The organism is Scandinavium sp., from assembly GCF_051650185.1.
Taxonomy (GTDB): Bacteria; Pseudomonadota; Gammaproteobacteria; order Enterobacterales; family Enterobacteriaceae; genus Scandinavium.
Genome location: NZ_JBOFIN010000100.1, coordinates 21248 through 43413, shown reverse-complemented (window position 1 = coordinate 43413; position 22166 = coordinate 21248). Strand labels below are relative to the sequence as shown.

General features: G+C 56.0%; 19 protein-coding genes and 1 pseudogene. 15 read left to right on the top strand and 5 right to left on the bottom strand.

The window, feature by feature from the left end; translation table 11 throughout:
• The first annotated feature begins 168 nt into the window (after positions 1 to 168).
• The 6 genes from lsrR (at position 169) to ACRCWW_RS13125 (ending at position 8182) form a co-directional block, all read left to right on the top strand.
• The gene (gene lsrR, locus ACRCWW_RS13150) at positions 169 to 1140 is read left to right on the top strand and encodes a transcriptional regulator LsrR (protein WP_438682809.1); all 972 of its coding nucleotides are present in this window, start codon (positions 169 to 171) and stop codon (positions 1138 to 1140) included.
• Between the two features lie 37 nt (positions 1141 to 1177).
• Positions 1178 to 2770, top strand: coding sequence for an autoinducer-2 kinase (gene lsrK / locus ACRCWW_RS13145; protein WP_438682808.1), 1593 nt, complete (start codon positions 1178 to 1180; stop codon positions 2768 to 2770).
• A 199-nt stretch (positions 2771 to 2969) separates the two neighbouring features.
• The gene (locus ACRCWW_RS13140) at positions 2970 to 3959 is read left to right on the top strand and encodes an alpha/beta fold hydrolase (protein ID WP_438682807.1); all 990 of its coding nucleotides are present in this window, start codon (positions 2970 to 2972) and stop codon (positions 3957 to 3959) included.
• Positions 3960 to 4009: 50 nt separating this feature from the next.
• The gene (locus ACRCWW_RS13135) at positions 4010 to 4750 is read left to right on the top strand and encodes a response regulator (RefSeq protein WP_438682806.1); all 741 of its coding nucleotides are present in this window, start codon (positions 4010 to 4012) and stop codon (positions 4748 to 4750) included.
• Entirely contained in the window at positions 4747 to 6051 is a 1305-nt protein-coding gene (locus tag ACRCWW_RS13130; protein WP_438682805.1) for an ATP-binding protein, read from the top strand. Before ACRCWW_RS13135 ends, ACRCWW_RS13130 begins: the two co-directional genes overlap by 4 nt.
• 109 nt (positions 6052 to 6160) lie before the next feature.
• Positions 6161 to 8182 (top strand): oxidoreductase, encoded by a 2022-nt coding sequence (locus ACRCWW_RS13125; RefSeq protein WP_438682804.1) that lies wholly within the window; start codon positions 6161 to 6163, stop codon positions 8180 to 8182.
• Positions 8183 to 8208: 26 nt separating this feature from the next.
• On the opposite strand, the gene ACRCWW_RS13120 is transcribed toward ACRCWW_RS13125, so the two are convergent.
• From ACRCWW_RS13120 to rlmG, 3 genes and pseudogenes are all read right to left on the bottom strand, one after another.
• Positions 8209 to 8622, bottom strand: coding sequence for a helix-turn-helix domain-containing protein (locus tag ACRCWW_RS13120; protein WP_438682803.1), 414 nt, complete (start codon positions 8620 to 8622; stop codon positions 8209 to 8211).
• A pseudogene (locus ACRCWW_RS13115) lies at positions 8613 to 8750 on the bottom strand (type II toxin-antitoxin system HigB family toxin); the annotation flags it as partial. The pseudogene ACRCWW_RS13115 and the gene ACRCWW_RS13120, both read right to left, overlap by 10 nt.
• Before the next feature lie 311 nt (positions 8751 to 9061).
• Complete coding sequence (rlmG, locus tag ACRCWW_RS13110) at positions 9062 to 10198, bottom strand: 23S rRNA (guanine(1835)-N(2))-methyltransferase RlmG (RefSeq protein ID WP_438682802.1); 1137 nt, start codon at positions 10196 to 10198, stop codon at positions 9062 to 9064.
• A gap of 83 nt (positions 10199 to 10281) precedes the next feature.
• Between rlmG and ACRCWW_RS13105 the strand changes: the two genes are divergently transcribed.
• From ACRCWW_RS13105 to sstT, 4 genes are all read left to right on the top strand, one after another.
• On the top strand, positions 10282 to 10782 hold the full coding sequence (locus ACRCWW_RS13105; protein WP_438682801.1) for a M48 metallopeptidase family protein: 501 nt from the start codon (positions 10282 to 10284) through the stop codon (positions 10780 to 10782).
• Positions 10783 to 10854: 72 nt separating this feature from the next.
• The gene (locus tag ACRCWW_RS13100; RefSeq protein WP_438682800.1) at positions 10855 to 11853 is read left to right on the top strand and encodes a Gfo/Idh/MocA family protein; all 999 of its coding nucleotides are present in this window, start codon (positions 10855 to 10857) and stop codon (positions 11851 to 11853) included.
• A 269-nt stretch (positions 11854 to 12122) separates the two neighbouring features.
• Positions 12123 to 13088 (top strand): TerC family protein, encoded by a 966-nt coding sequence (locus tag ACRCWW_RS13095; protein ID WP_438682799.1) that lies wholly within the window; start codon positions 12123 to 12125, stop codon positions 13086 to 13088.
• 279 nt (positions 13089 to 13367) lie between these two features.
• Positions 13368 to 14612: a serine/threonine transporter SstT gene (gene sstT / locus ACRCWW_RS13090; protein ID WP_438682798.1), complete on the top strand. Its 1245-nt coding sequence runs from the start codon at positions 13368 to 13370 to the stop codon at positions 14610 to 14612.
• Between the two features lie 63 nt (positions 14613 to 14675).
• Here sstT and ACRCWW_RS13085 read toward each other — a convergent pair whose 3' ends face one another.
• A complete protein-coding gene (locus ACRCWW_RS13085) occupies positions 14676 to 16163 on the bottom strand; it encodes a UxaA family hydrolase (RefSeq protein ID WP_438682797.1) in 1488 nt (495 codons plus the stop codon).
• An 18-nt stretch (positions 16164 to 16181) separates the two neighbouring features.
• Positions 16182 to 17594, bottom strand: coding sequence for a glucuronate isomerase (gene uxaC / locus ACRCWW_RS13080; protein ID WP_438682796.1), 1413 nt, complete (start codon positions 17592 to 17594; stop codon positions 16182 to 16184).
• Positions 17595 to 18062: 468 nt separating this feature from the next.
• On the opposite strand from uxaC, the gene ACRCWW_RS13075 reads away from it, so the two are divergent.
• The 5 genes from ACRCWW_RS13075 to ACRCWW_RS13055 all read left to right on the top strand — a co-directional run bounded on the left by ACRCWW_RS13075 (position 18063) and on the right by ACRCWW_RS13055 (position 22141).
• Positions 18063 to 19358, top strand: coding sequence for an MFS transporter (locus tag ACRCWW_RS13075; protein ID WP_438682795.1), 1296 nt, complete (start codon positions 18063 to 18065; stop codon positions 19356 to 19358).
• A gap of 120 nt (positions 19359 to 19478) precedes the next feature.
• Positions 19479 to 20255, top strand: a complete 777-nt coding sequence (gene exuR, locus ACRCWW_RS13070; RefSeq protein ID WP_438682794.1) for a transcriptional regulator ExuR — start codon at positions 19479 to 19481, stop codon at positions 20253 to 20255.
• Between the two features lie 316 nt (positions 20256 to 20571).
• Positions 20572 to 21234: a DedA family general envelope maintenance protein YqjA gene (gene yqjA, locus ACRCWW_RS13065; protein ID WP_438682793.1), complete on the top strand. Its 663-nt coding sequence runs from the start codon at positions 20572 to 20574 to the stop codon at positions 21232 to 21234.
• Positions 21235 to 21236: 2 nt separating this feature from the next.
• Positions 21237 to 21623 carry an EnvZ/OmpR regulon moderator MzrA gene (mzrA, locus tag ACRCWW_RS13060; RefSeq protein WP_438682792.1) on the top strand — a complete coding sequence of 129 codons (387 nt, stop codon included), beginning with the start codon at positions 21237 to 21239 and terminating at the stop codon, positions 21621 to 21623.
• Positions 21624 to 21772: 149 nt separating this feature from the next.
• Positions 21773 to 22141, top strand: a complete 369-nt coding sequence (locus tag ACRCWW_RS13055) for a DUF1090 domain-containing protein (protein WP_438682791.1) — start codon at positions 21773 to 21775, stop codon at positions 22139 to 22141.
• Positions 22142 to 22166 lie beyond the last annotated feature (25 nt).

The window sequence follows — 22166 nt, the reverse complement described above, 5'->3', positions numbered from 1 at the left end:
AGCGTAGACCGTGAACTATATTTACAACCGTGCAAGGATCACAGTTTTAGCGTTTGGATCGCCCTGCACAGGCTGTCAGTGAAGAAAGATTGGTTTTGCCAGTGGCTTCACACTTTCAGTCCGCGCAACTGCGAACATATGATCTAGATTTTTATAAGAGTTCACTTTATGAGCGAAAAACGCATTACGGAAGAGAGCCGCTACGCCGGGCTGGCGCTGGCGGAAGAAGAATTGGTGGCGCGGGTGGCCTGGTGTTACTACCACGACGGCCTGACCCAGAACGACATTGGCGAGCGCCTGGGCCTGCCGAGGCTGAAGATTTCCCGGCTGCTGGAAAAAGGCCGCCAGTCGGGGGTGATCCGCGTGCAGATCAACTCTCGCTATGAGGGATGTCTGGCGCTGGAAACCGAATTACAGCAGCGCTTCGGGCTGAAAATCGCCCGCGTGTTGCCAGCCCTGAACACGCCACCGATGAATACGCGATTAGGCGTCGGGGCCGCGCAGTCCTTAATGGGCGTGCTGGAGCCGGGGCAACTGCTGGCCGTCGGGTTTGGCGAAGCGACCATGAGCTGCATTCAGCACCTGAGCGGGTTTATCGGCTCTCAGCAGATCAGGCTGGTGACACTCTCTGGCGGCGTAGGGCCTTATATGACGGGCATCGGGCAATTGGATGCGGCGTGCAGCGTGAGCATGATCCCTGCGCCGTTACGCGTGTCGTCTCCGGAAGTGGCGGAGATCCTGCGGCGTGAATCCAGCGTGAGGGATGTGATCCTGGCGGCGGGGGCGGCAGATGCGGCGGTTGTCGGGATTGGCGCTATCGATCAGCGGAAAGACGCGACGATCCTGCGTTCCGGCTACATCAGCGAAGGCGAGCAGCTGATGTACGCCCGTAAAGGTGCCGTCGGCGACATTCTCGGCTATTTCCTGCAAGCGGACGGGCAACGGGTGGAAGGACTGGAAATCCACCGCGAACTGCTTGGCGTGACCCTCGATGAGCTGGCGCAGCTGCCGACCATCATCGGTGTCGCCGGGGGAGAAGAAAAAGCGCAGGCCATTTATGCGGCCCTTATCGGCAAGCGCATCAATGGTCTGGTAACGGAAGAGACAACAGCACGCGCGGTGCTGTCGCTGGCGGGATAACCGCCGCGCGCCGCGCGACAACAGCGAGGCGCACGTCATGAGTTACCTTTTAGCGTTAGACGCCGGCACCGGCAGCATTCGGGCGGTGATTTTCGACCTGGCAGGCCGTCAGATAGCCGTCGGCCAGGCCGAATGGAAGCACCTGAGCGTCGAAGGCGTTCCCGGCTCGATGGAGTTCGACCTTGGCACCAACTGGCAGCTCGCCTGCCAGTGCATCCGTCAGGCGCTGGAACGCGCGCATATCAGCGCCGCCGACATCAAATCTGTCGCCTGTTGTTCCATGCGCGAAGGGATAGTGCTTTATGACCGCAATGGCGACGCCATCTGGGCCTGCGCCAACGTCGATGCCCGCGCCAGTCATGAAGTCTCTGAGCTGAAAGAAATTCACGACTACCGTTTTGAATCCGAGGTGTACGGCGTTTCCGGTCAAACGCTGGCGCTCTCCGCGATGCCGCGCTTGCTGTGGCTGGCGCATCACCGTCCGGATATCTATCGTAAAGCTGCCACCATCACCATGATCAGCGACTGGCTGGCGGCGAAACTCTCCGGCGAGCTGGCCGTCGATCCTTCCAATGCGGGCACCACGGGTATGCTCGATTTGTTCAGCCGCGACTGGCGTCCGGCGCTGCTGGACATGGCCGGATTGCGGGCGGACATTCTCTCCCCGGTAAAAGAAACCGGCACGCTGCTGGGCGCCGTCACCAAAGAAGCGGCGCAGCAAAGTGGCCTGAGAGTCGGCACACCCGTGGTGATGGGCGGCGGCGACGTGCAGCTTGGCTGTCTGGGCCTGGGCGTGGTGCGAGCCGGGCAAACCGCCGTATTGGGCGGCACCTTCTGGCAACAGGTAGTGAATCTTCCGGAGGTTCGCACCGATCCGGACATGAATATCCGCGTGAATCCACACGTGATCCCCGGCATGGCGCAGGCGGAGTCGATCTCCTTTTTCACCGGGCTGACCATGCGCTGGTTCCGCGATGCGTTTTGTGCGGAAGAAAAACTGATCGCTGAACGTCTGGGTACCGATACCTATGCCCTGCTGGAAGAGATGGCGAGCCGCGTGCCTGCGGGCTCGCACGGCGTGATGCCTATTTTCTCTGATGCGATGCATTTCAAGCAGTGGTATCACGCCGCGCCTTCGTTCATTAACCTCTCCATCGACCCGGAGAAATGCAATAAAGCCACGCTGTTCCGTGCGCTGGAAGAGAATGCCGCTATTGTCTCAGCCTGTAACCTGGCGCAGATCTCTCAGTTCTCCGGCGTGAAGTTCGACAGCCTGGTCTTCGCCGGCGGGGGATCAAAAGGCGCACTGTGGAGCCAGATTTTAAGCGATGTCACCGGATTGCCCGTGCGAGTGCCTGAAGTCAAAGAAGCCACCGCGCTGGGTTGTGCCATTGCGGCAGGAACAGGTGCCGGGGTGTATCCCGATATGGCAAGCACAGGGGAGAAACTGGTGAGCTGGAGCCGGGTGTTCACACCAAACCGGGAGCACCGCGAGCTGTACAACGGCATGCTGGAGAAATGGCAGAAAGTGTATGCCGATCAGCTCGGCCTGGTGGACAGCGGGTTGACGACGTCAATGTGGCAGGCTCCGGGGCTGGTACGCTCCCCCTCTCCCCGGCCCTCTCCCTGAGGGAGAGGGAGAACCGCTTTAGTCCCCTCTCCCTCTGGGAGAGGGTTAGGGAGAGGGAAGCGCAGCACTTTGTATCACACTGTATCCGCGGCCAGGCCGCATACAGAATCATGCAAAAAGGGCGGGGACAGAACACATGCCCTATACATCCCAATGATGAAATAGCTCCGTCAACATAACCCTTAACGGAGCGATCATCATGTTCACCAGACTGACAGCATCATCGTGGGTTGCCGCCCTTTCCCTCTCCACCGTCGCGGCCTGCCAGGCCGAAGCGACCTCTTTCGATGTCGAAAATCAGCAGCATATTCAGGCCGGCGTGCTGAACGTCGGCTATATCGACATCGGACCGAAAAATGGCCAGGCGGTGATCCTGCTGCACGGCTGGCCCTATGACGCACGCAGCTTTGCCGATGTCGCACCGCAGCTGGCCCGCCAGGGCTATCGGGTGATTGTGCCGGACCTGCGCGGCTTTGGAACCACCCGCTTCCTCTCTGCGCAGACCCCTCGTAATGGTCAACCCTCAGCGCTGGCAAAAGACACGGTGGATCTGATGGATGCGCTGCACATCAAACAGGCCGTGTTTGCAGGCTATGACTGGGGGGCCAGAACGGCAGATATCGTTGCCGCCCTGTGGCCCGAACGTGTAAAAGCCCTGGTGTCGGTCAGCGGCTACCTGATCAGCAGCCAGCAAATTGGTGAAAAGCCGCTGCCTCCCAAAGCGGAACAGCAATGGTGGTACCAGTTCTACTTTGCCACCCCACGCGGGGCCGCAGGCTATGCGCAGAACACCCATGACTTCGCAAAGCTTATCTGGCAACAGGCCTCGCCCGGCTGGAAATTTAGCGATGCCACCTTCAACGCCAGCGCCAAAGCGCTCGATAACCCGGATCACGTCGCGGTGACGCTCAGCAATTACCGCTGGCGTCAGGGTCTGGAAAAAGGCGAAGCGAAGTACAGCGCTTATGAGCAAAAACTGGCGACGCTGCCCGCCATCAGCGTGCCGACCATTACCATTGAAGGGGATGATAACGGCGCGCCGCATCCGGACCCTAAAGCCTACGCCGCCAAATTTACCGGCAAGTATCAGCACCTCACTTTCACCGGCAATATCGGCCATAACCCACCGCAGGAAGCGCCGCAGGAGTTTGCCAAAGCCGTGGTCGACGCTGACCTGCTTTCACGCTAAAAGCGGCTATGCTTTTTCCCAGACTTCCCTTTCAACGTCAGGAGCGTCGGGTGGATCACATTGACCATATTCTGGTTGTCGATGACGACCGCGATATTCGCGAGCTGGTGGTGGATTACCTGCTGAAATCAGGTTATCGCGCCAGCGGGGCGGGCAACGGCAAAGAGATGCGCGCCGCGCTGGAGAAACAGCATGTGGATCTGGTGGTGCTGGATGTGATGATGCCCGGCGATGATGGCCTGACGCTGTGCCGCCAGTTGCGCAGCGGTGAGCATAAAGATCTGCCGATTCTGATGCTGACCGCGCGGAACGACGACACTGACCGGATAATTGGCCTGGAAATGGGGGCCGATGATTATGTCATCAAACCCTTTGTCGCTCGTGAGCTTCTGGCGCGGATCAAAGCGATCCTCCGCCGCTTCCGCACGCTGCCCCCGAACCTGCAGGTCACCGAAGCCGGGCGGTTAATCGCCTTTGGCGAGTGGCAGCTGGACACCGCCACCCGCCAGCTGCTGGATAACGACGGCACCTTCATTGCCCTGAGCGGCGCGGAATATCGGCTTTTACGGGTGTTTCTCGATCATCCTCAGCGAGTACTCACGCGCGACCAGCTGCTTAATCTGACGCAGGGCCGGGACGCTGAACTCTTTGAACGCTCTATTGACCTGCTGATCAGCCGCGTGCGCCAGCGCCTTAACGACGATGCGCGCACGCCTGCTTATATTAAAACCGTGCGCAGCGAAGGCTATGTGCTGGCGATGCCGGTAATGATAAAAGAACGCCGGGAATGACTCTGTGGCCACGATCGCTGCTGGCAAGGCTCAGTGTTGTCGTGCTGGTAGGACTGCTGCTGGCCAACGGCCTGAGCCTGACGCTGGTGATGATCGAACGCACCAGCAGCGTGCGCAATGTGATGCTGGGAAACCTTGAGTACGACGTGGCGACCAGCGTGGCGATCCTCGATCGCTTACCTGCTGCGGAACGCCATGAGTGGCTGCCTAAGCTTGCGCGCGGCAATTATCGCTATATTCTGGGCCCCGGTGAGACAGGTCATCCTCCCAGCGACAAACGCTCCCGCGACGCCATTCGCTCATTAGCGGCAACCCTGGAGGGGCGCTATCCTCTGCATTTTACCGCCATCCCCGGCCCGGTCTCCCATATTCAGGCTCACATCACGCTGCATGATGGCAGCCCGCTGACGCTCGATTTACTCCCGCAGATGCCCCCTGTCGCCCGCTGGCTGCCGGTGGTCGTGAGTGTTCAGTTGTTGCTGGTTCTGCTCTGCGCCTGGCTGACGGTGAGAATGGTGATCCGTCCGTTCACCCGCTTTATTCGTGCTGTCGACAGCCTGCAGCCCACGTCCGGTGAGGCACAGGTTTTACCGGAACAAGGGCCGCGAGAAGTTCAGCAAGCTGCACGCGCCTTCAATGCCATGCAGGAGAGGATCCAGGGGCACCTGAAAGAGCGGGCGCACATTCTTGCCGCCATTTCTCACGATCTGCAAACGCCCATCACCCGTATGAAGCTGCGGGTAGAAATGGCGGACGATCCTGCCCTGAGCGATAAGCTGACGCAGGATCTCGACACCATGACGCAGCTCGTCCGGGAAGGCATTGCTTATGCCCGCTCGGCCGACAGGCTGGAAGAGCCGCTTCAGCGCATTGCACTGCCGGCTTTTCTGGACAGCCTCACCTGTGATTACACTGATATCGGGCACGATGTGACGTTTCAGAGCAGCACGCCCACCCTGGCTATCACCACGCGCCCGCAGGCGTTGCGGCGGGTTATTACCAATCTGCTTGATAATGCCCTGAAATATGGCGGAAATGCTGAGCTGTCGCTCACCCGTAGCGGGGCGAATACTCTGCTTATTTCCGTCACCGACAATGGGCAAGGCATTCCCGAGGAGGAACTGGAGGCGGTGTTGCAGCCCTTTTATCGCATTGAGAACTCCCGCAACCGCACCACTGGCGGCACGGGCCTGGGGCTGGCTATCGCGGCACAGCTGGTTGCACGCCTCGGAGGACAACTGCGGTTGCGAAATCGCCCGGAAGGCGGTTTGCAGGTGTGCATCACCTTACCGCTGACGTAATTTGACCGCTATCACAATCACCGCACGCCCCCTTTCCCCTTTTGCCTTACGAAAGCTAAATTAACAACTCATCCGACCACATAACAATAATTTTACACTGGAAGCGATTATGAGCCACTACCCGTCACTGTTTGCCCCGCTCAATCTGGGCTTCACCACCCTGAAGAACCGCGTTCTGATGGGGTCGATGCACACCGGGCTGGAAGAGCGCCCGGACGGCACCGAACGGCTGGCCGCGTTTTATGCCGAGCGTGCCCGTCACGGCGTGGCGCTGATTGTTACGGGCGGCGTAGCACCTGCGCCTTCCGGTGTCGGGATGGAAGGCGGCGCGGTGCTTAACGATGCCAGCCAGCTGGCACATCATCGCCCGGTGACGGACGCGGTGCATAAAGAAGGCGGCAAAATTGCGCTGCAAATTCTCCACACCGGGCGTTACAGCTATCAGCCTCGCCCGGTGGCACCTTCTGCGATCCAGGCCCCCATCAACCGCTTTAAGCCGCACGCGCTGACGCACGATGAAATTCTGGTGCTGATTGACGACTTTGCGCAATGTGCCCTGCTCGCCCGTGAAGCAGGCTATGACGGCGTGGAAGTGATGGGGTCGGAAGGCTATCTGATTAACGAATTTCTGGCGGCGCGCACCAACCAGCGTGAAGACGAATGGGGCGGAAGCTGGGAGAAACGCATGCGCTTTGCCGTCGAAGTCGTTCGTGCCGTGCGTGAACGGGTCGGCGACGACTTCATCATTATCTACCGTTTATCCATGCTGGACCTGGTAGAAGGCGGTGGCAACTTCGAGGAAACCGTCCAGCTCGCACAAGCCATTGAAGCGGCGGGAGCAACGATCATCAACACCGGGATTGGCTGGCACGAAGCCCGTATTCCGACTATCGCCACGCCTGTGCCGCGTGGGGCTTTCACGTGGGTGACGCGTAAGCTCAAAGGCAAAGTGAACATTCCTCTGGTCACCACCAACCGCATTAACGACCCGCAGGTTGCCGATGAGATCCTCGAGCGCGGGGATGCGGATATGGTGTCGATGGCGCGGCCATTCCTTGCCGACGCCGAGTTGCTCTCCAAAGCGCAAAGTGGCCGGGCCGATGAGATCAACACCTGCATTGGCTGCAATCAGGCCTGCCTCGACCAAATCTTTATGGGCAAAGTGACCTCTTGTCTGGTGAACCCGCGCGCCTGCCATGAAACACGAATGCCGATCGTGCCTGCCCGACAGAAAAAAAATCTGGCGGTTGTTGGCGCGGGGCCGGCGGGGCTAGCTTTCGCCGTCAATGCCGCCGCCCGTGGGCATCAGGTCACGCTGTTTGATGCGGCCGGTGAAATTGGTGGTCAGTTCAACATCGCCAAACAGATCCCCGGCAAAGAGGAGTTTTACGAAACCCTGCGCTATTACCGCCGGATGCTCGACCTGCATGGTGTGAAAGTTGAGTTGAATCGCTTTGTTCGCGCGCAAGACCTGGCGGAATTTGATGAAACGATCCTCGCGACGGGTATTGAGCCGCGAATGCCTGCCATCGACGGGATCGATCATCCGAAAGTGCTGAACTATCTCGATGTACTGCGCGATAAAACCCCGGTCGGGCAGAAAGTGGCCATCATCGGCTGCGGTGGGATTGGCTTTGATACCGCGATGTATTTAAGCCAGCCGGGTGCGGCCACCAGCCAGAATATCGCCGAATTTTGTGTGGAATGGGGCATTGATACCAGCCTGAGCCAACAAGGTGGATTGCGTCCTGAAGGCGCGCAGCTTCACCCAAGCCCGCGCCAGATAGTGATGTTGCAGCGCAAAGCCAGCAAACCCGGCGAAGGGTTAGGGAAAACAACCGGTTGGATCCATCGCACAACCTTGCTGGCGCGCGGTGTGAAGATGATCCCGGCCGTGAGCTACGAGAAGATCGACGATCAGGGTCTGCACGTGACGATCGGCGGTGAGCCGCAGCTGCTGGCCGTCGATCACGTGATTATTTGCGCCGGACAAGAGCCGCGTCGCGAGCTGGAGGATTCGTTGCGTGCTGCCGCGAAGCCTGTGCATCTGATTGGCGGTTGTGATGTGGCGATGGAGCTGGATGCCCGTCGGGCGATTGCTCAGGGCACGAAGCTGGCGCTGGAGATTTAACGACTCTCCCCAGGCCGGGGAGAGTGTTAGTCGATAAACATCGCAGGTGAGATGCCAAACCGCTTCGACAGCTTTTTGGCATGCTCCAGCGTCAGCTTCCGTTTGCCATTCACAACGCGTGATACCATCGATTTGCTGCCGATTTCCGGGAAGTCGGAGAGGGTTAACTTGTACTGATGCATCAATGTGCTGAGGACGGCAACGCCTGAAGGAATCGATGCCTTAAGCGCATTAAACTCGGCAAACTCCGGCGCTGTTTTTTCATAGGCGGTAATATTGTTACAGGCGATATCCAGTAAGGGATTCTCGGGATCGTTAAGCAGAAGATATTCGACGAACTCAAGCGCGTCGTCATACTGCTCTTCGTTTTGAATCTTCGCCAGAAAAGGCGCGCTCGCCGTCAGCGCTTCGCCCGCTTGCAGAATGTCAGCTATAACCATCTGTTTTTCCCTTTAGTACGGTGCATGGCAGTGAATGAATCGTACTCTTTGTGCGTAAACACATGACGAACATAAAACTTCTGGCTTTCAAAAAAGATCAGGGCGACCAAACGAAGCTCATTATGTCCCTGACAAAATGGTTATGCAATGCGCAAAGTTGCCAAACTGGCAACTCTTCAAGTTAAGCGCCGACGAGGAAAATTAAGGGAAAGCGTAAGAACTTCACCAGACTTTACGCGGGATAAGTGGGGATTAGTTGGAGAATTGCGTACACGCTTCCAGAAAAGGACCGTGCCTTATCGGGTGATTAGAGAGGATATCGTCTTTCCCCCTCTCCCTAGCCCTCTCCCTCAGGGAGAGGGAAACGATCGGAGGCAGGCTTAGCTTTCTCCCTCTCCTTTTGGGAGAGGGCCGGGGAGAGGGAGACAACCGGATAAAACTAGCGCTTACGACCCAGCTTCACGGCTTTGAGGATCACAAACTTTTTGTTGGTGGCGACGGTGGTGCAGTTGCCGAAGATCTTCTTTAGTTTGTGGAAATAATCCAGGTGGCGGTTCGCTACGATAACCAGCTCGCCGTTGATCTTCAGGCAGCGGCGCGCGTGGTGGAACATTTCCCATGCCACGCCATCGGTCAGGGCATGCTGCTGATGAAACGGTGGGTTACACAGCACCGCGTTGAAGCGGAAGGGTTCCACACCGGAGAGCGCGTTGTTGATCATAAACTCGCAGCGATCCAGCGCTTCCGGCATGTTGGATTCCACGTTCAGTCGGCTTGAAGCGACCGCCATTGGCGATTCATCAACAAACACTACGCCCGCCTGCGGGTTTTGTTCCAGCAGCGTCATGCCGACCACACCGTTACCACAGCCCAGATCGACAATCTCCCCTTCCAGATCTTTCGGCAGATGCTCCATAAAGAAGCGCGCGCCGATATCCAGGCCGGTACGAGAAAAGACGTTGGCGTGGTTGTGGATGGTCCAGTCTGTGCCTTCCAGCTTCCAGCTCGTCACTTGCGACTCTTCTTTCAACGCAGGCGCTGTAAAGGTGCAATGGATGAGACGCGCCTTTTTCCACGCCAGCGACGTGGTAGTCGTGCCGAGGATTTTCTCGAACAGCCCCAGCGTGGAGTTATGCACATCACGCGCTTTGGTGCCGCCAATGATGCGAGTTTCCGGCGTCACTACGTTACGCAATGCACGTAACTGTTGTTCGAGCAGCGCCAGCGTTTTCGGGATTTTGATCAGCACAACCGCCGGTGCCTGAGGATACTCTGCGGTGCTGTCGCGGAAGGTGACGCTGTTTTCCGGGATATCGTTATGGCGCAGGTTTTCACGCGTCGCCAGCTCGCTTAAATACGAGTCGCCGATGCTGTAGGGCTTGTGTTCAGCCAGCGCACAGGCCAGCGCGCCGAAGGTGTCGTTAAAGATAAGGACCGGGCCGCTGATGTCGGTGCCGTCCAGTTGTTGCAGCAGATACTCGTCTGCCGCTTCCCACGCCTGAAGTGGGCTGACCTCGTCCGTTTCCGGGAAACGTTTTAGTGTCAGTGAACGGAAACCGTTGTCTGATTGGCTCATCGGCCCTCCTGGATGATAAAATTCGGTGGAATCCCCGTTGGGGGGCGTGAGTATACCCTTTTTTCCCGTAATTCGAGACAAGCATGAGCGAACTGACGTACTTAAGTGGTTATCCCGAGCCGTTGCTCGCCCAGGTTCGTACCCTGATAGCCGAACAGCGCCTTGGCGAAGTTCTGAAAAAGCGCTATCCGGAAAGCCATGATATTACGAATGATAAGGCGCTTTGGGCCTTCACCCAGGAGCTGAAAAACCGCTATATGCGCAGCGCTCCGCCGATCAACAAAGTGATGTTCGACAACAAAATTCATGTGCTCAAAAATGCGTTGGGGTTGCACACGGCGGTGTCACGCGTTCAGGGTGGCAAGCTGAAAGCAAAGGCGGAAATTCGTGTCGCCACGGTGTTCCGCAACTCTCCGGAAGCCTTTTTAAGGATGATTGTGGTACATGAACTGGCGCATTTAAAAGAAAAAGACCACAACAAAGCGTTCTATCAGTTGTGCTGTCATATGGAGCCGCAGTATCACCAGCTTGAGTTTGATACCCGCCTGTGGCTCACCCAGCTGTCACTGCCTGGTTCTGCGTGAGGGCGCACTGGTTTTGTCATGAGGCCGTGCTAAAGTGGCAAAAGGTCCCTTTTTTGGAGTACGTGAACTCTCATGATTCGTCTCGCAGTCATTGGCACAAACTGGATCACCCGCCAGTTTGTCGACGCCTCCCATGAAACCGGCAGTTATAAGCTCACCGCCGTTTATTCCCGCAGTCTTGAACAAGCCCAGGCTTTCGCCAGCGACTATATGGTTGAACATCTGTTCACTTCGCTTGAAGAGATGGCGCAAAGCGAAGAGATCGACGCGGTGTATATCGCCAGCCCGAACTCCCTGCACTTCCCGCAGACCAGGCTGTTTTTGAGCCACAAAAAACATGTGATTTGCGAGAAGCCGCTGGCTTCAAACATCGCTGAAGTGGAACAGGCTATTGAGGTCGCACGGGAAAATCAGGTTGTGCTGTTCGAAGCGTTTAAGACCTCCAGCCTGCCGAACTTCCTGCAATTGCAGCAGGCGCTGAGCAAAGTGGGCAAGATGCGTAAGGCGTTGATCAACTACTGCCAGTACTCTTCTCGCTATCAGCGTTATCTCGACGGTGAAAACCCAAACACCTTCAATCCGGCGTTTTCTAACGGCTCGATTATGGATATCGGCTTCTACTGCCTGGCGTCGGCCGTGGCCTTGTGGGGCGAGCCGCACGGCGTAAAAGCGACCGCGACCTTGCTGGAAAGTGGCGTGGATGCTCATGGCGTGGCGGTGCTGGATTACGGCGATTTCAGCGTGACGCTGCAGCACTCCAAAGTGAGCGATTCGGTCCTGCCGAGCGAAGTTCAGGGTGAAGACGGTTCACTGGTTATCGAAAAAATTTCGGAATGCCAGAAAGTGTCCTTCGTGCCTCGCGGCGGCAAAGCGCAGGATCTGACCCAACCGCAGCACATCAACACCATGTTGTACGAAGCAGAACTGTTTGCGCGGCTGGTCGAAAAAAATGAAGTGAATCATCCAGGACTTGCCGTGAGCCGCACTACCGCGAAATTGTCCACGGAAATTCGTCGTCAGACCGGCGTGGTCTTCCCGGCCGATGGCGTGAACGAAAGCGCGACCGCGTAAAAGAATGTAAAACAGGTGTTACAGGGCATTGACCTTATCGATGCTCTGTAATACTTTGCAACACGCAATGGGGAGTAACTTGTTTGCCGGTGGATCGTCATTACGATGCGAAAGCATCCGGTCGCCGGGCAACAGGAAAGGGTTCAGCAGTCTGAGACCTTTCCTGTTGTAAGTGAGACCTTGCCGAAAGGCGAGGTCCGGGCAAAAAATCCCATAACGGCTATCGTCTTTTGGACGTTAGCCGTTTTTTTTTGCTTAAAGGATAGATTATGAATACTGTCGGCACACCGTTGCTCTGGGGCGGATTCGCTGTTGTGGTCGTCATTATGCTGGCGATCGACCTGCTGTTACAGGGACGTCGCGGCGCACACACCATGACCATGAAACAGGCGGCAAGCTGGTCGCTGGTTTGGGTCACGCTCTCTTTGCTGTTCAACCTCGCTTTCTGGTGGTATCTCGTTCAGACCCAGGGCCGTGCCGTCGCCGATCCGCAGGCGCTGGCTTTCCTCACCGGTTATTTGATTGAGAAGTCTTTGGCCGTCGACAACGTCTTCGTCTGGCTGATGCTGTTTAGCTACTTTGCTGTGCCTGCTGCGCTACAGCGCCGCGTGCTCGTTTATGGCGTACTGGGCGCGATCGTGCTGCGTACTATTATGATCTTCACCGGAAGCTGGCTGATTTCGCAGTTCGAATGGCTGCTGTATGTGTTTGGTGCTTTCCTGCTGTTTACCGGCGTGAAGATGGCACTGGCGAAAGATGACGACTCCGGGATTGGCGATAAACCGCTGGTACGCTGGTTGCGTGGTCATCTGCGCATGACCGATAAGATTGAGAACGAGCATTTCTTCGTGCGTCAGAACGGGCTGCTGTATGCGACGCCGCTGCTGTTAGTGCTGATTCTGGTCGAGCTGAGTGACGTGATTTTCGCGGTAGACAGCATTCCGGCTATCTTCGCGGTGACCACCGACCCGTTCATTGTGCTGACCTCTAACCTGTTTGCGATCCTCGGCCTGCGTGCGATGTACTTCCTGCTGGCGGGCGTGGCAGAACGCTTCTCGATGCTGAAGTACGGTCTGTCGGTGATTCTGGTGTTTATCGGGATCAAGATGCTGATTGTCGATTTCTACCACATCCCCATTGCCATCTCGCTTGGCGTGGTGTTTGGCATCCTGGTGCTGACCCTGCTTATCAATATGTGGGTGAACCACCAGAACGATAAAAAGCAGCCGCTCTAATCTCATTGCCCGGCGGCGCAGGCTTGCCGGGCCTACAAAGGATGAGCTCGTAGGCCCGTGCAAACGAAGTGCCGTCGGGCAATGTTCTTTTGCGGTTTATGTCAAATAAATGTTAGTCAACAGTTAAAAAATAAGACATGGACGAAATAATCAGCACTTTCCCCTTCCCCGCCGCCCGAACATCCTTATACTCAACCGTGCAAACATTTGTTACATCCTGCCAAATGTGACCAAAGAGTCGCCGGGATGAAACGACATTACGACTGAAGGAAAAGTTAAATGACTACGCAACGCCCCTCTGGCTTGCTGCAGCGTCTCGCTGGCGGCAGTCTTGTGAAACAAATTTTGGTTGGTCTGGTGCTCGGTATTCTGCTGGCCTGGATTTCCAAACCTGCCGCCGAAGCGGTTGGCCTGTTCGGTACGCTGTTTGTTGGCGCACTGAAAGCCGTCGCTCCGGTTCTGGTTCTGATGCTGGTTATGGCTTCAATCGCCAACCACCAGCACGGCCAGAAAACCAGTATTCGCCCTATCCTGTTTCTTTACCTGCTGGGCACCTTCTCTGCGGCACTGACCGCCGTGGTGTTTAGCTTCCTGTTCCCTTCTACTTTGCATCTGAGCACTGGCGCGGGAGATATCACGCCACCATCCGGCATTGTAGAAGTGCTGCGTGGCCTGCTGATGAGCATGGTCTCTAACCCCATTGATGCTCTGCTGAACGCCAACTACATCGGTATTCTGGTGTGGGCTGTGGGTCTGGGCTTCGCGTTACGCCACGGCAATGACAGCACCAAAAACCTGATTAACGACGTGTCTGACGCCGTCACCTTTATTGTGAAAGTGGTGATTCGCTTCGCTCCGATCGGCATCTTTGGTCTGGTTTCTTCCACGCTTGCGACCACCGGTTTTGAAACACTCTGGGGTTATGCGCATCTGCTGGCGGTGCTGATCGGCTGTATGTTCCTGGTGGCGCTGGTGATTAACCCGCTGCTGGTGTGGTGGAAAATTCGTCGTAACCCGTATCCGCTGGTACTGATGTGCCTGCGTGAAAGCGGCGTGTATGCCTTCTTTACCCGTAGCTCTGCGGCTAACATCCCGGTAAACATGGCGCTGGCGGAAAAGCTTAACCTCGACCGCGATACCTATTCCGTTTCCATTCCGCTGGGTGCGACCATCAACATGGCGGGAGCGGCCATCACCATTACCGTGCTGACGCTGGCGGCCGTTTATACGCTCGGCATTCCTGTAGATGTGCCAACAGCTCTGCTGTTAAGCGTGGTAGCGGCGCTGTGTGCGTGTGGTGCATCTGGCGTGGCTGGCGGCTCACTGCTGCTTATCCCGCTGGCCTGTAACATGTTCGGTATTCCGAACGATGTCGCGATGCAGGTTGTGGCCGTCGGCTTTATTATCGGCGTGTTGCAGGACTCCTGCGAAACCGCGCTGAACTCCTCCACCGACGTACTGTTCACCGCTGCGGCGTGCCTGGCCGAAGACGAACGTTTGGCGAAAAACGCCCTGCACAGCTAATAAAGCAAAACGGCAACCCCAGGGTTGCCGTTTCTTCCTCTGCCTGCGTTGCCGGACATCTTGTTAAAGCGTCACGCCAGATTTAAACAGCGCCAGCTCCCGGAAATCGTTTTTCTCGTTGCAGGTTTGCTTGCCGTTGGCGAAGTCGACGATCGCGTCGACAAACTCATTCAACACTTCCGGCATCGCTTTCCCGTGAATGAGCTGCCCGGCATCGAAATCAATCCAGTGCTTTTTCTTCGCGGCCAGCTCGCTGTTGGTGGCGATTTTCACTGTCGGCACAAAACCGCCATAAGGCGTACCGCGCCCGGTGCTGAACAGCACCATATGGCAACCTGCGCCCGCTAACGCACTGGTGGCTACTGCATCGTTACCCGGCGCGCTTAACAGGTTAAGGCCATGGGTTTTCAGACGTTCGCCGTAGCGCAGCACATCGACCACCTGGCTGGAGCCCGCTTTTTGCGTACAGCCCAGCGATTTCTCTTCAAGCGTGGTGATTCCCCCGGCTTTGTTGCCCGGTGACGGGTTCTCGTAAATAGGCTGATTGTGCGCGATAAAGTACTGTTTGAAGTCGTTGACCATGGTGACGGTCTTTTCAAACGTCGCTTCGTCGCGGCAATGGCTCATCAGGATTTGCTCGGCGCCAAACATCTCCGGCACTTCCGTCAGCACGGTGGTGCCACCGTTGCCAATCACGTAGTCAGAGAAACGCCCCAGCATTGGGTTGGCCGTGATACCAGACAGGCCATCGGACCCGCCGCACTCAAGTCCGAACTTCAGTTCGCTCAGTTTGCCCGGCTCTCGCTTGTCATGGCGCATCACGTCATACAGCTGATGCAGATGCTCAAGCCCCGCTTCCACTTCATCATCCTGCTTCTGGCAAATCATAAAGTGCACGCGTTCAGGATCAAACTCCCCCAGCGTTTCACGGAAGGCATCGACCTGGTTGTTTTCACAGCCCAGACCAACCACCAAGACAGCGCCCGCGTTCGGGTGGCGCACCATGTTTTGCAGCATGGTGCGGGTATTAATGTGGTCATCGCCAAGCTGGGAACAGCCGTAAGTGTGGCTAAACAGGAACACGCCATCGGTGCCTTCGGCCTCATTCGTTTCCTTCAGAAAGCGCGTCTGAATTTGACGCGCAATCCCGTTCACGCAGCCCACTGTCGGCAGGATCCACAGCTCGTTTCGTACCCCAACCTCACCGTTCGCACGGCGGTAAATCTGAACGTCACGATCTGCCGCCTGGCTTTGCGAGGAGTGCAGGTCTGGTTGATAGCTATACTCGTCGAGATCGCTCAGGTTCGTACGCGTGTTGTGGGAATGGATATGTTCCCCGGGCGCAATGTCAATCAGCGTATGACCAATAGGCAGACCATATTTGATGACGTTTTCCCCCTTCGCTATCGCACGCAGAGCAAACTTATGCCCGCGCACCACGTCGGACTGCAGGCGAACTGTCTCACCGTCGACGGTCACTTCCTCGCCCGCTGCGATGTCAGCCAGCGCGACAATCACGTTGTCCAGCGAATGGATCTTGATGTATTGCATATCAACCAACCTCAGGGTTTAGTTCAGTTCAATGCCGAAGTAATCGCGGGCATTGTTAAAGCAGATGTTTTTCACCATTTCGCCCAGCAGCTGGATATCCGCTGGCGCTTCACCCGCAGCCACCCAACGGCCAATCATCTGGCACAGAATGCGGCGGAAATATTCGTGGCGGGTGTAAGACAGGAAGCTGCGGCTGTCGGTCAGCATACCGACGAAGCGGCTCAGCAGGCCCAGCTGCGCCAGCTGCGTCATCTGACGTTCCATGCCGTCTTTCTGATCGTTGAACCACCAGCCGGAACCGAACTGCATCTTGCCCGGCATCCCTTCGCCCTGGAAGTTGCCGATCATGGTGCCCAGCACTTCGTTGTCGCGCGGGTTCAGGCAGTAAAGAATGGTTTTCGGCAGCAGGTTCTCTTCGTTCTGCTTGCTCAGCAATTTAGAGAGTTCTTCAGCCAGCGGACGGTCGTTGATGGAGTCGAAACCAACATCAGCACCCAGCAGTTTGAACTGACGCTGGTTATTATTACGCAGCGCGCCGATGTGATACTGCTGCACCCAGCCGCGACGAGCATATTCGCCACCCAGCCAGACCAGCACAGCCGTTTTGAACTGCGCCACTTCGCGCTCGCTCAGCGTTTCACCAGACAGACGACGGGCAAGAATACCGTCCAGCTCCGCTTCACTGGCTTCAGCAAACAGCACCACGTCCAGCGCGTGGTCAGACACCTTACAACCGTGGGCGGCAAAGTGATCCAGACGGCGGCCCAGCGCGGTTTGCAGATCGCTGAAACGGCGGATATCGGTATCAGCCACTTCGCCAAGCTTCGCCATGTAGTCGCCAAAGGTGGCCTGTTCGATGTTGAACGCTTTGTCAGGACGCCAGCTTGGCAGCACTTTAATAGTGAAAGTGCTGTCTTTCGCCACTGTGGCGTGATGCTCCAGAGAATCGACTGGATCGTCAGTGGTGCCCACCATTTTCACGTTCATCTGCTGCATGATGCCGCGAGCAGAGAAGTTTTCCTGCGCCAGCAGATCGTTGCACTGGTTCCAGATTTCATCAGCGGTAGAGGGCGACAGCAGCTTGCCGGTGATACCAAACGGACGACGCAGTTCAAGGTGCGTCCAGTGATATAGCGGGTTGCCGATAGTGTGCGGCACCGTTGCGGCCCAGGCGTCGAATTTCTCACGATCGGTTGCATCGCCAGTACACAGGCGTTCAGCCACGCCGTTAGTACGCATAGCGCGCCATTTGTAGTGGTCGCCTTTCAGCCAGATGTCATACAGGTTTTTGAAACGGTAATTTTCGGCAACCTGCTGCGGCGGAAGGTGGCAGTGGTAGTCGAAAATCGGCTGGTCTTTCGCGTAGTCGTGGTACAGACGGCGGGCAAATTCGGTGTCGAGCAGGAAATCTTCGGTCATAAACTGAGTCATTATCGTCTTCCTCTGAAGGAGTGCGTCAGATGCTTAACTGCAATGGTGTCAAAGTTATCACACCAATTTCCAGCAACCGAAGAATTTTTCGTGAGTGAGATCAATAAAAGCCGACAAATAATATACTTAAAAAGAGGTAAATATCCCGCCAGACCGCGCCATTTCTCGCTTTCCCAGCCGCAAAGAAAGACCCTACAGCTATTCCTGCTTTTGTGACGGTTCTCACCTTTTAAAGTTGTATGACAAGTTATCTTTCCTGCCGTCGCAACCTACAAGCCGACGGAGTGCATTACCGGGGAATTTCACCCCGGAGTTATCGGTACGGACACCGAATTCGCAAGTTTATTGATGGCAAGGTTCGGGCCGTATCAGGTTTTCCTGTTACGCCTCACCGTTACTTAATCATCCTCCCGTCACCCGGGAAGGTGACCGTGCTAAGCGCGGATAAAACAAAACGACGAGGTTTACATGCGTAAAATTAAAGGGTTACGTTGGTATATGATCGCCCTGGTGACACTGGGCACCATTCTGGGCTATCTCACCCGTAACACTGTGGCTGCGGCCGCACCGACGTTAATGCAAGAACTGCATATTTCTACTCAGCAATATTCCTATATTATCGCCGCTTATTCAGCAGCTTATACCGTCATGCAGCCTGTTGCAGGCTATGTGCTTGACCTGCTCGGCACCAAAATTGGTTATGCGATGTTTGCCGTGCTGTGGGCTGTTTTCTGTGGCGCGACCGCGCTGGCAGGCAGCTGGGGCGGTCTGGCTGTCGCTCGTGGTGCCGTCGGTGCGGCGGAAGCTGCGATGATCCCGGCTGGCCTGAAAGCCAGCTCCGAGTGGTTCCCGGCGAAAGAGCGTTCTGTTGCCGTCGGCTACTTCAACGTCGGCTCCTCCATTGGCGGTATGATTGCGCCACCGCTGGTCGTGTGGGCCATCGTGATGCACAGCTGGCAGATGGCGTTCATCATCTCCGGCGTGCTGAGCTTTGCCTGGGCAATGGCCTGGCTTATCTTCTACAAACACCCGCGTGACCAGAAAAAATTAACCGACGAAGAACGTGAATACATCATCGGCGGTCAGGAAGCTCAGCACCAGAAAGACAATGGCAAGAAAATGTCTGCCTGGCAGATCATCCGCAACCGCCAGTTCTGGGGCATCGCGCTGCCACGTTTCCTGGCAGAACCGGCCTGGGGTACCTTCAACGCCTGGATCCCGCTGTTCATGTTTAAAGTCTACGGCTTTGACCTGAAGCACATCGCGATGTTTGCGTGGATGCCTATGCTGTTCGCGGATTTGGGCTGTATCGTTGGCGGCTACCTGCCACCTCTGTTCCAGCGCAAGTTTGGTGTGAACCTGATCGTTTCCCGTAAACTGGTGGTCACCATGGGTGCGGTGCTGATGATTGGCCCTGGCATGATCGGCCTGTTCACCAGCCCTTATGTGGCGATTGCGCTGCTGTGCGTGGGTGGCTTTGCCCACCAGTCTCTGTCTGGCGCGCTGATTACGCTCTCTTCCGACGTATTTGGTCGTAACGAAGTGGCTACCGCAAATGGCCTGACCGGCATGGCGGCCTGGACCGCGAGCACCCTGTTTGCTCTGGTGGTGGGTGCACTGGCCGATACGCTGGGCTTCAGCCCACTGTTCGCAGTACTGGCGGTGTTCGACCTGATTGGTGCGCTGGTTATCTGGACGGTTCTGCAAAACAAACCGGCTTCTGAGGTTGCCCAGACGGTAGGAAGCCCGGCGACGCAAAACTAAGTCTGGTTTACGCTCTTTGAAAGCCGGCCTCAGGGTTGGCTTTTTGCTGTTTCCGACTGGTGAGAATGGGGTAAAAGTGGTATAACAAATCTCACCTGCCGTACCCTTCCTGGAGCGTATATGGAAATCACTGAATCACGCCGTTTGTACCAACAACTCGCTGCTGAGCTGAAAGATCGCATCGAGCACGGCGTCTATCTTGTGGGTGACAAGCTCCCCGCAGAGCGCTTTATTGCCGATGAGAAAAACGTCAGCCGCACGGTGGTTCGTGAAGCCATCATCATGCTGGAAGTCGAAGGGTATGTAGAAGTCCGTAAAGGCTCCGGCATTCATGTCATCTCCAGTACGGCGAAGCACTATCAGGTTCCGGATGAATCACTCGAATTTGCCAATTACGGGCCTTTCGAGCTGTTGCAGGCTCGCCAGCTTATCGAAAGTAATATTGCCGAATTTGCCGCCACTCAGGTCACCAAGCAGGACATCATGAAGCTGATGGAGATCCAGGAGAAGGCGCGCAAAGAGAAGTGCTTCCGTGATTCAGAGTGGGATCTTCAGTTCCACGTGCAGGTTGCGCTGGCCACCCAAAATACGGCGTTAGCGGCAATCGTGGAAAAAATGTGGACTCAGCGTGTTCACAACCCGTACTGGAAAAAACTGCACGATCATATCGATCTTCGCACCGTCGATAACTGGTGTGACGATCATGACCAAATCCTTAAAGCGCTGATTCGTAAAGACCCACATGCGGCAAAACTCGCGATGTGGCAGCATCTTGAAAACACCAAACTGATGCTGTTTAACGAAACCAGCGATGACTTTGAATTCAATGCCGATCGCTACTTGTTTGCGGAAAATCCGGTTGTTCATCTCGATACCGCCGCAACCGGTTCAAAATAAGGATAATCTTACCCTCAGCCCAGGCCTGAGGGTAAGTTAACAAAATATAGTGTCAGCCTGTGTAAAATCCCTCGCCCTTCCCCGCCTCAACCAGCAAAATCAATGTGCAACAAGCTGCAATTTCTGTGACGTGAAACCAAAGGCTTTGTTACACTTAGATGCATTTTGACGTTTACGAATTTGGCTTTCGCCAATTCAGAAAAAACATGGAAAAGTTCAGAACGCATCGCCGACGACCATAATGATAAAAGACAACCCTCGTGCGGCAACTCAACGCGTTCAGGCGTGACATTAATCGATGTACCAGGAATCGTGAATGGAACTGTTAACCCAATTACTTAATGCCTTGTGGAGCCAGGATTTCGAAACCCTCGCCAACCCCTCCATGATCGGCATGCTCTATTTTGTGTTGTTTATGATCCTGTTCCTTGAGAACGGATTGCTGCCGGCTGCCTTTTTGCCGGGCGATAGCCTGCTGGTGCTGGTTGGCGTACTGATTGCCAAAGGCGCGATGGGCTTCCCGCAAACCCTGTTACTGCTCACCACCGCCGCAAGCCTTGGCTGCTGGCTGAGTTACATTCAGGGGCGCTGGCTTGGCAACACCCGCATTGTGCAAAACTGGCTTTCACATCTGCCCGCGCACTATCACCAGCGCGCACATCATTTGTTCCATAAGCATGGCCTGTCTGCGCTGCTGGTGGGCCGCTTTATCGCATTCGTCCGTACGTTACTGCCCACCATTGCAGGCCTTTCTGGCCTGAGCAGCGCACGCTTCCAGTTCTTTAACTGGATGAGCGGCCTGCTGTGGGTGCTGATCCTGACGAGCCTCGGCTACCTGTTAGGGAAAACGCCGGTGTTCCTCAAATACGAAGACGCGTTGATGTCCTGCCTGATGCTGCTGCCCGTGGTGCTGCTGGTCTTTGGCCTCATCGGCTCGCTGGTCGTTCTGTGGAAGAAAAAATACGGCAACCGGAGCTAACCATGGGGCTTCGGAATGTTACCCTTCGCCGGTTCAGCATCAGCCTCGGCGTTTTACTTCTGCTGTGCGCAACGCTGTGGATGTGGGCAGCGCTGCAAAAGCGCGAGTCCACGCTCGCCATTCGCCCGCTAAGCTCAAACATCAGCATGCCTGACGGTTTTTCCGTCTGGCATCACCTGGATGCCAACGGTATTCGCTTTAAGAGCATCACGCCGCAAAATGACGGTCTGGTGATTAAATTTGAATCCAGCGACCAGAGCGCCGCCGCTAAGGAAGTGCTCGACAGAACGCTGCCGCACGGCTACATCATTGCCCAACAGGATGAGGATCAGGACCTGGCACCACAGTGGTTGTCCCGTCTTCGCGATGCCCCGCGCCGCTTCGGTTAATCCCTTCCAGGATTCTGAATCTTTTCACAGGCTTTGGTGATTTCCCGTTTACTTACTATGATTGAACAGGCGGAAGTCACTCGCCTGATTTCATCGACTGGGTGGGGTAATGCCTGAAATTACCCACGACACAAGGGAAGGTTTCATCTATGAAATACCGCATCGTTCTGGCTTTTGGTCTTGTCATGCTAAGCACAACGGCTTCTGCCGTCAGCCCCTGTCAGGAGAAGGAACAGGACATCCAGCGCGAAATCCACTACGCCCAAAAGCATCACAACCAGAGCCGTATTGATGGCCTCAACAAGGCATTGCGCGAAGTCAAAGCCAACTGCAGCGACAGCAAGCTGCGCGAGGATCATCACAAGAAAGTCGCGGAGCAGAAAGAAGAAGTCGCTGAACGACGCCATGATCTTGAAGAAGCCAAAACCAAAGGCGATGCGGAGAAAATCAGTAAACGTGAACACAAACTCACTGAAGCGCAGAACGAACTGAAAGCGCTGGAGTCTCGTGACTATTGAGTTAATGGAAATCTGAACATCTTAC

Bases quoted from the DNA above. Each gene is read 5' to 3' on its own strand.
- ACRCWW_RS13120 (WP_438682803.1), bottom strand. From the start codon at position 8,622: ATGGTTATAGCTGACATTCTGCAAGCGGGCGAAGCGCTGACGGCGAGC.
- sstT (WP_438682798.1), top strand. From the start codon at position 13,368: ATGACTACGCAACGCCCCTCTGGCTTGCTGCAGCGTCTCGCTGGCGGC.
- rlmG (WP_438682802.1), bottom strand. From the start codon at position 10,198: ATGAGCCAATCAGACAACGGTTTCCGTTCACTGACACTAAAACGTTTC.
- ACRCWW_RS13125 (WP_438682804.1), top strand. From the start codon at position 6,161: ATGAGCCACTACCCGTCACTGTTTGCCCCGCTCAATCTGGGCTTCACC.
- mzrA (WP_438682792.1), top strand. From the start codon at position 21,237: ATGGGGCTTCGGAATGTTACCCTTCGCCGGTTCAGCATCAGCCTCGGC.
- ACRCWW_RS13130 (WP_438682805.1), top strand. From the start codon at position 4,747: ATGACTCTGTGGCCACGATCGCTGCTGGCAAGGCTCAGTGTTGTCGTG.
- exuR (WP_438682794.1), top strand. From the start codon at position 19,479: ATGGAAATCACTGAATCACGCCGTTTGTACCAACAACTCGCTGCTGAG.
- yqjA (WP_438682793.1), top strand. From the start codon at position 20,572: ATGGAACTGTTAACCCAATTACTTAATGCCTTGTGGAGCCAGGATTTC.
- uxaC (WP_438682796.1), bottom strand. From the start codon at position 17,594: ATGACTCAGTTTATGACCGAAGATTTCCTGCTCGACACCGAATTTGCC.
- lsrR (WP_438682809.1), top strand. From the start codon at position 169: ATGAGCGAAAAACGCATTACGGAAGAGAGCCGCTACGCCGGGCTGGCG.
- ACRCWW_RS13140 (WP_438682807.1), top strand. From the start codon at position 2,970: ATGTTCACCAGACTGACAGCATCATCGTGGGTTGCCGCCCTTTCCCTC.
- ACRCWW_RS13095 (WP_438682799.1), top strand. From the start codon at position 12,123: ATGAATACTGTCGGCACACCGTTGCTCTGGGGCGGATTCGCTGTTGTG.
- lsrK (WP_438682808.1), top strand. From the start codon at position 1,178: ATGAGTTACCTTTTAGCGTTAGACGCCGGCACCGGCAGCATTCGGGCG.
- ACRCWW_RS13055 (WP_438682791.1), top strand. From the start codon at position 21,773: ATGAAATACCGCATCGTTCTGGCTTTTGGTCTTGTCATGCTAAGCACA.
- ACRCWW_RS13085 (WP_438682797.1), bottom strand. From the start codon at position 16,163: ATGCAATACATCAAGATCCATTCGCTGGACAACGTGATTGTCGCGCTG.
- ACRCWW_RS13105 (WP_438682801.1), top strand. From the start codon at position 10,282: ATGAGCGAACTGACGTACTTAAGTGGTTATCCCGAGCCGTTGCTCGCC.
- ACRCWW_RS13075 (WP_438682795.1), top strand. From the start codon at position 18,063: ATGCGTAAAATTAAAGGGTTACGTTGGTATATGATCGCCCTGGTGACA.
- ACRCWW_RS13100 (WP_438682800.1), top strand. From the start codon at position 10,855: ATGATTCGTCTCGCAGTCATTGGCACAAACTGGATCACCCGCCAGTTT.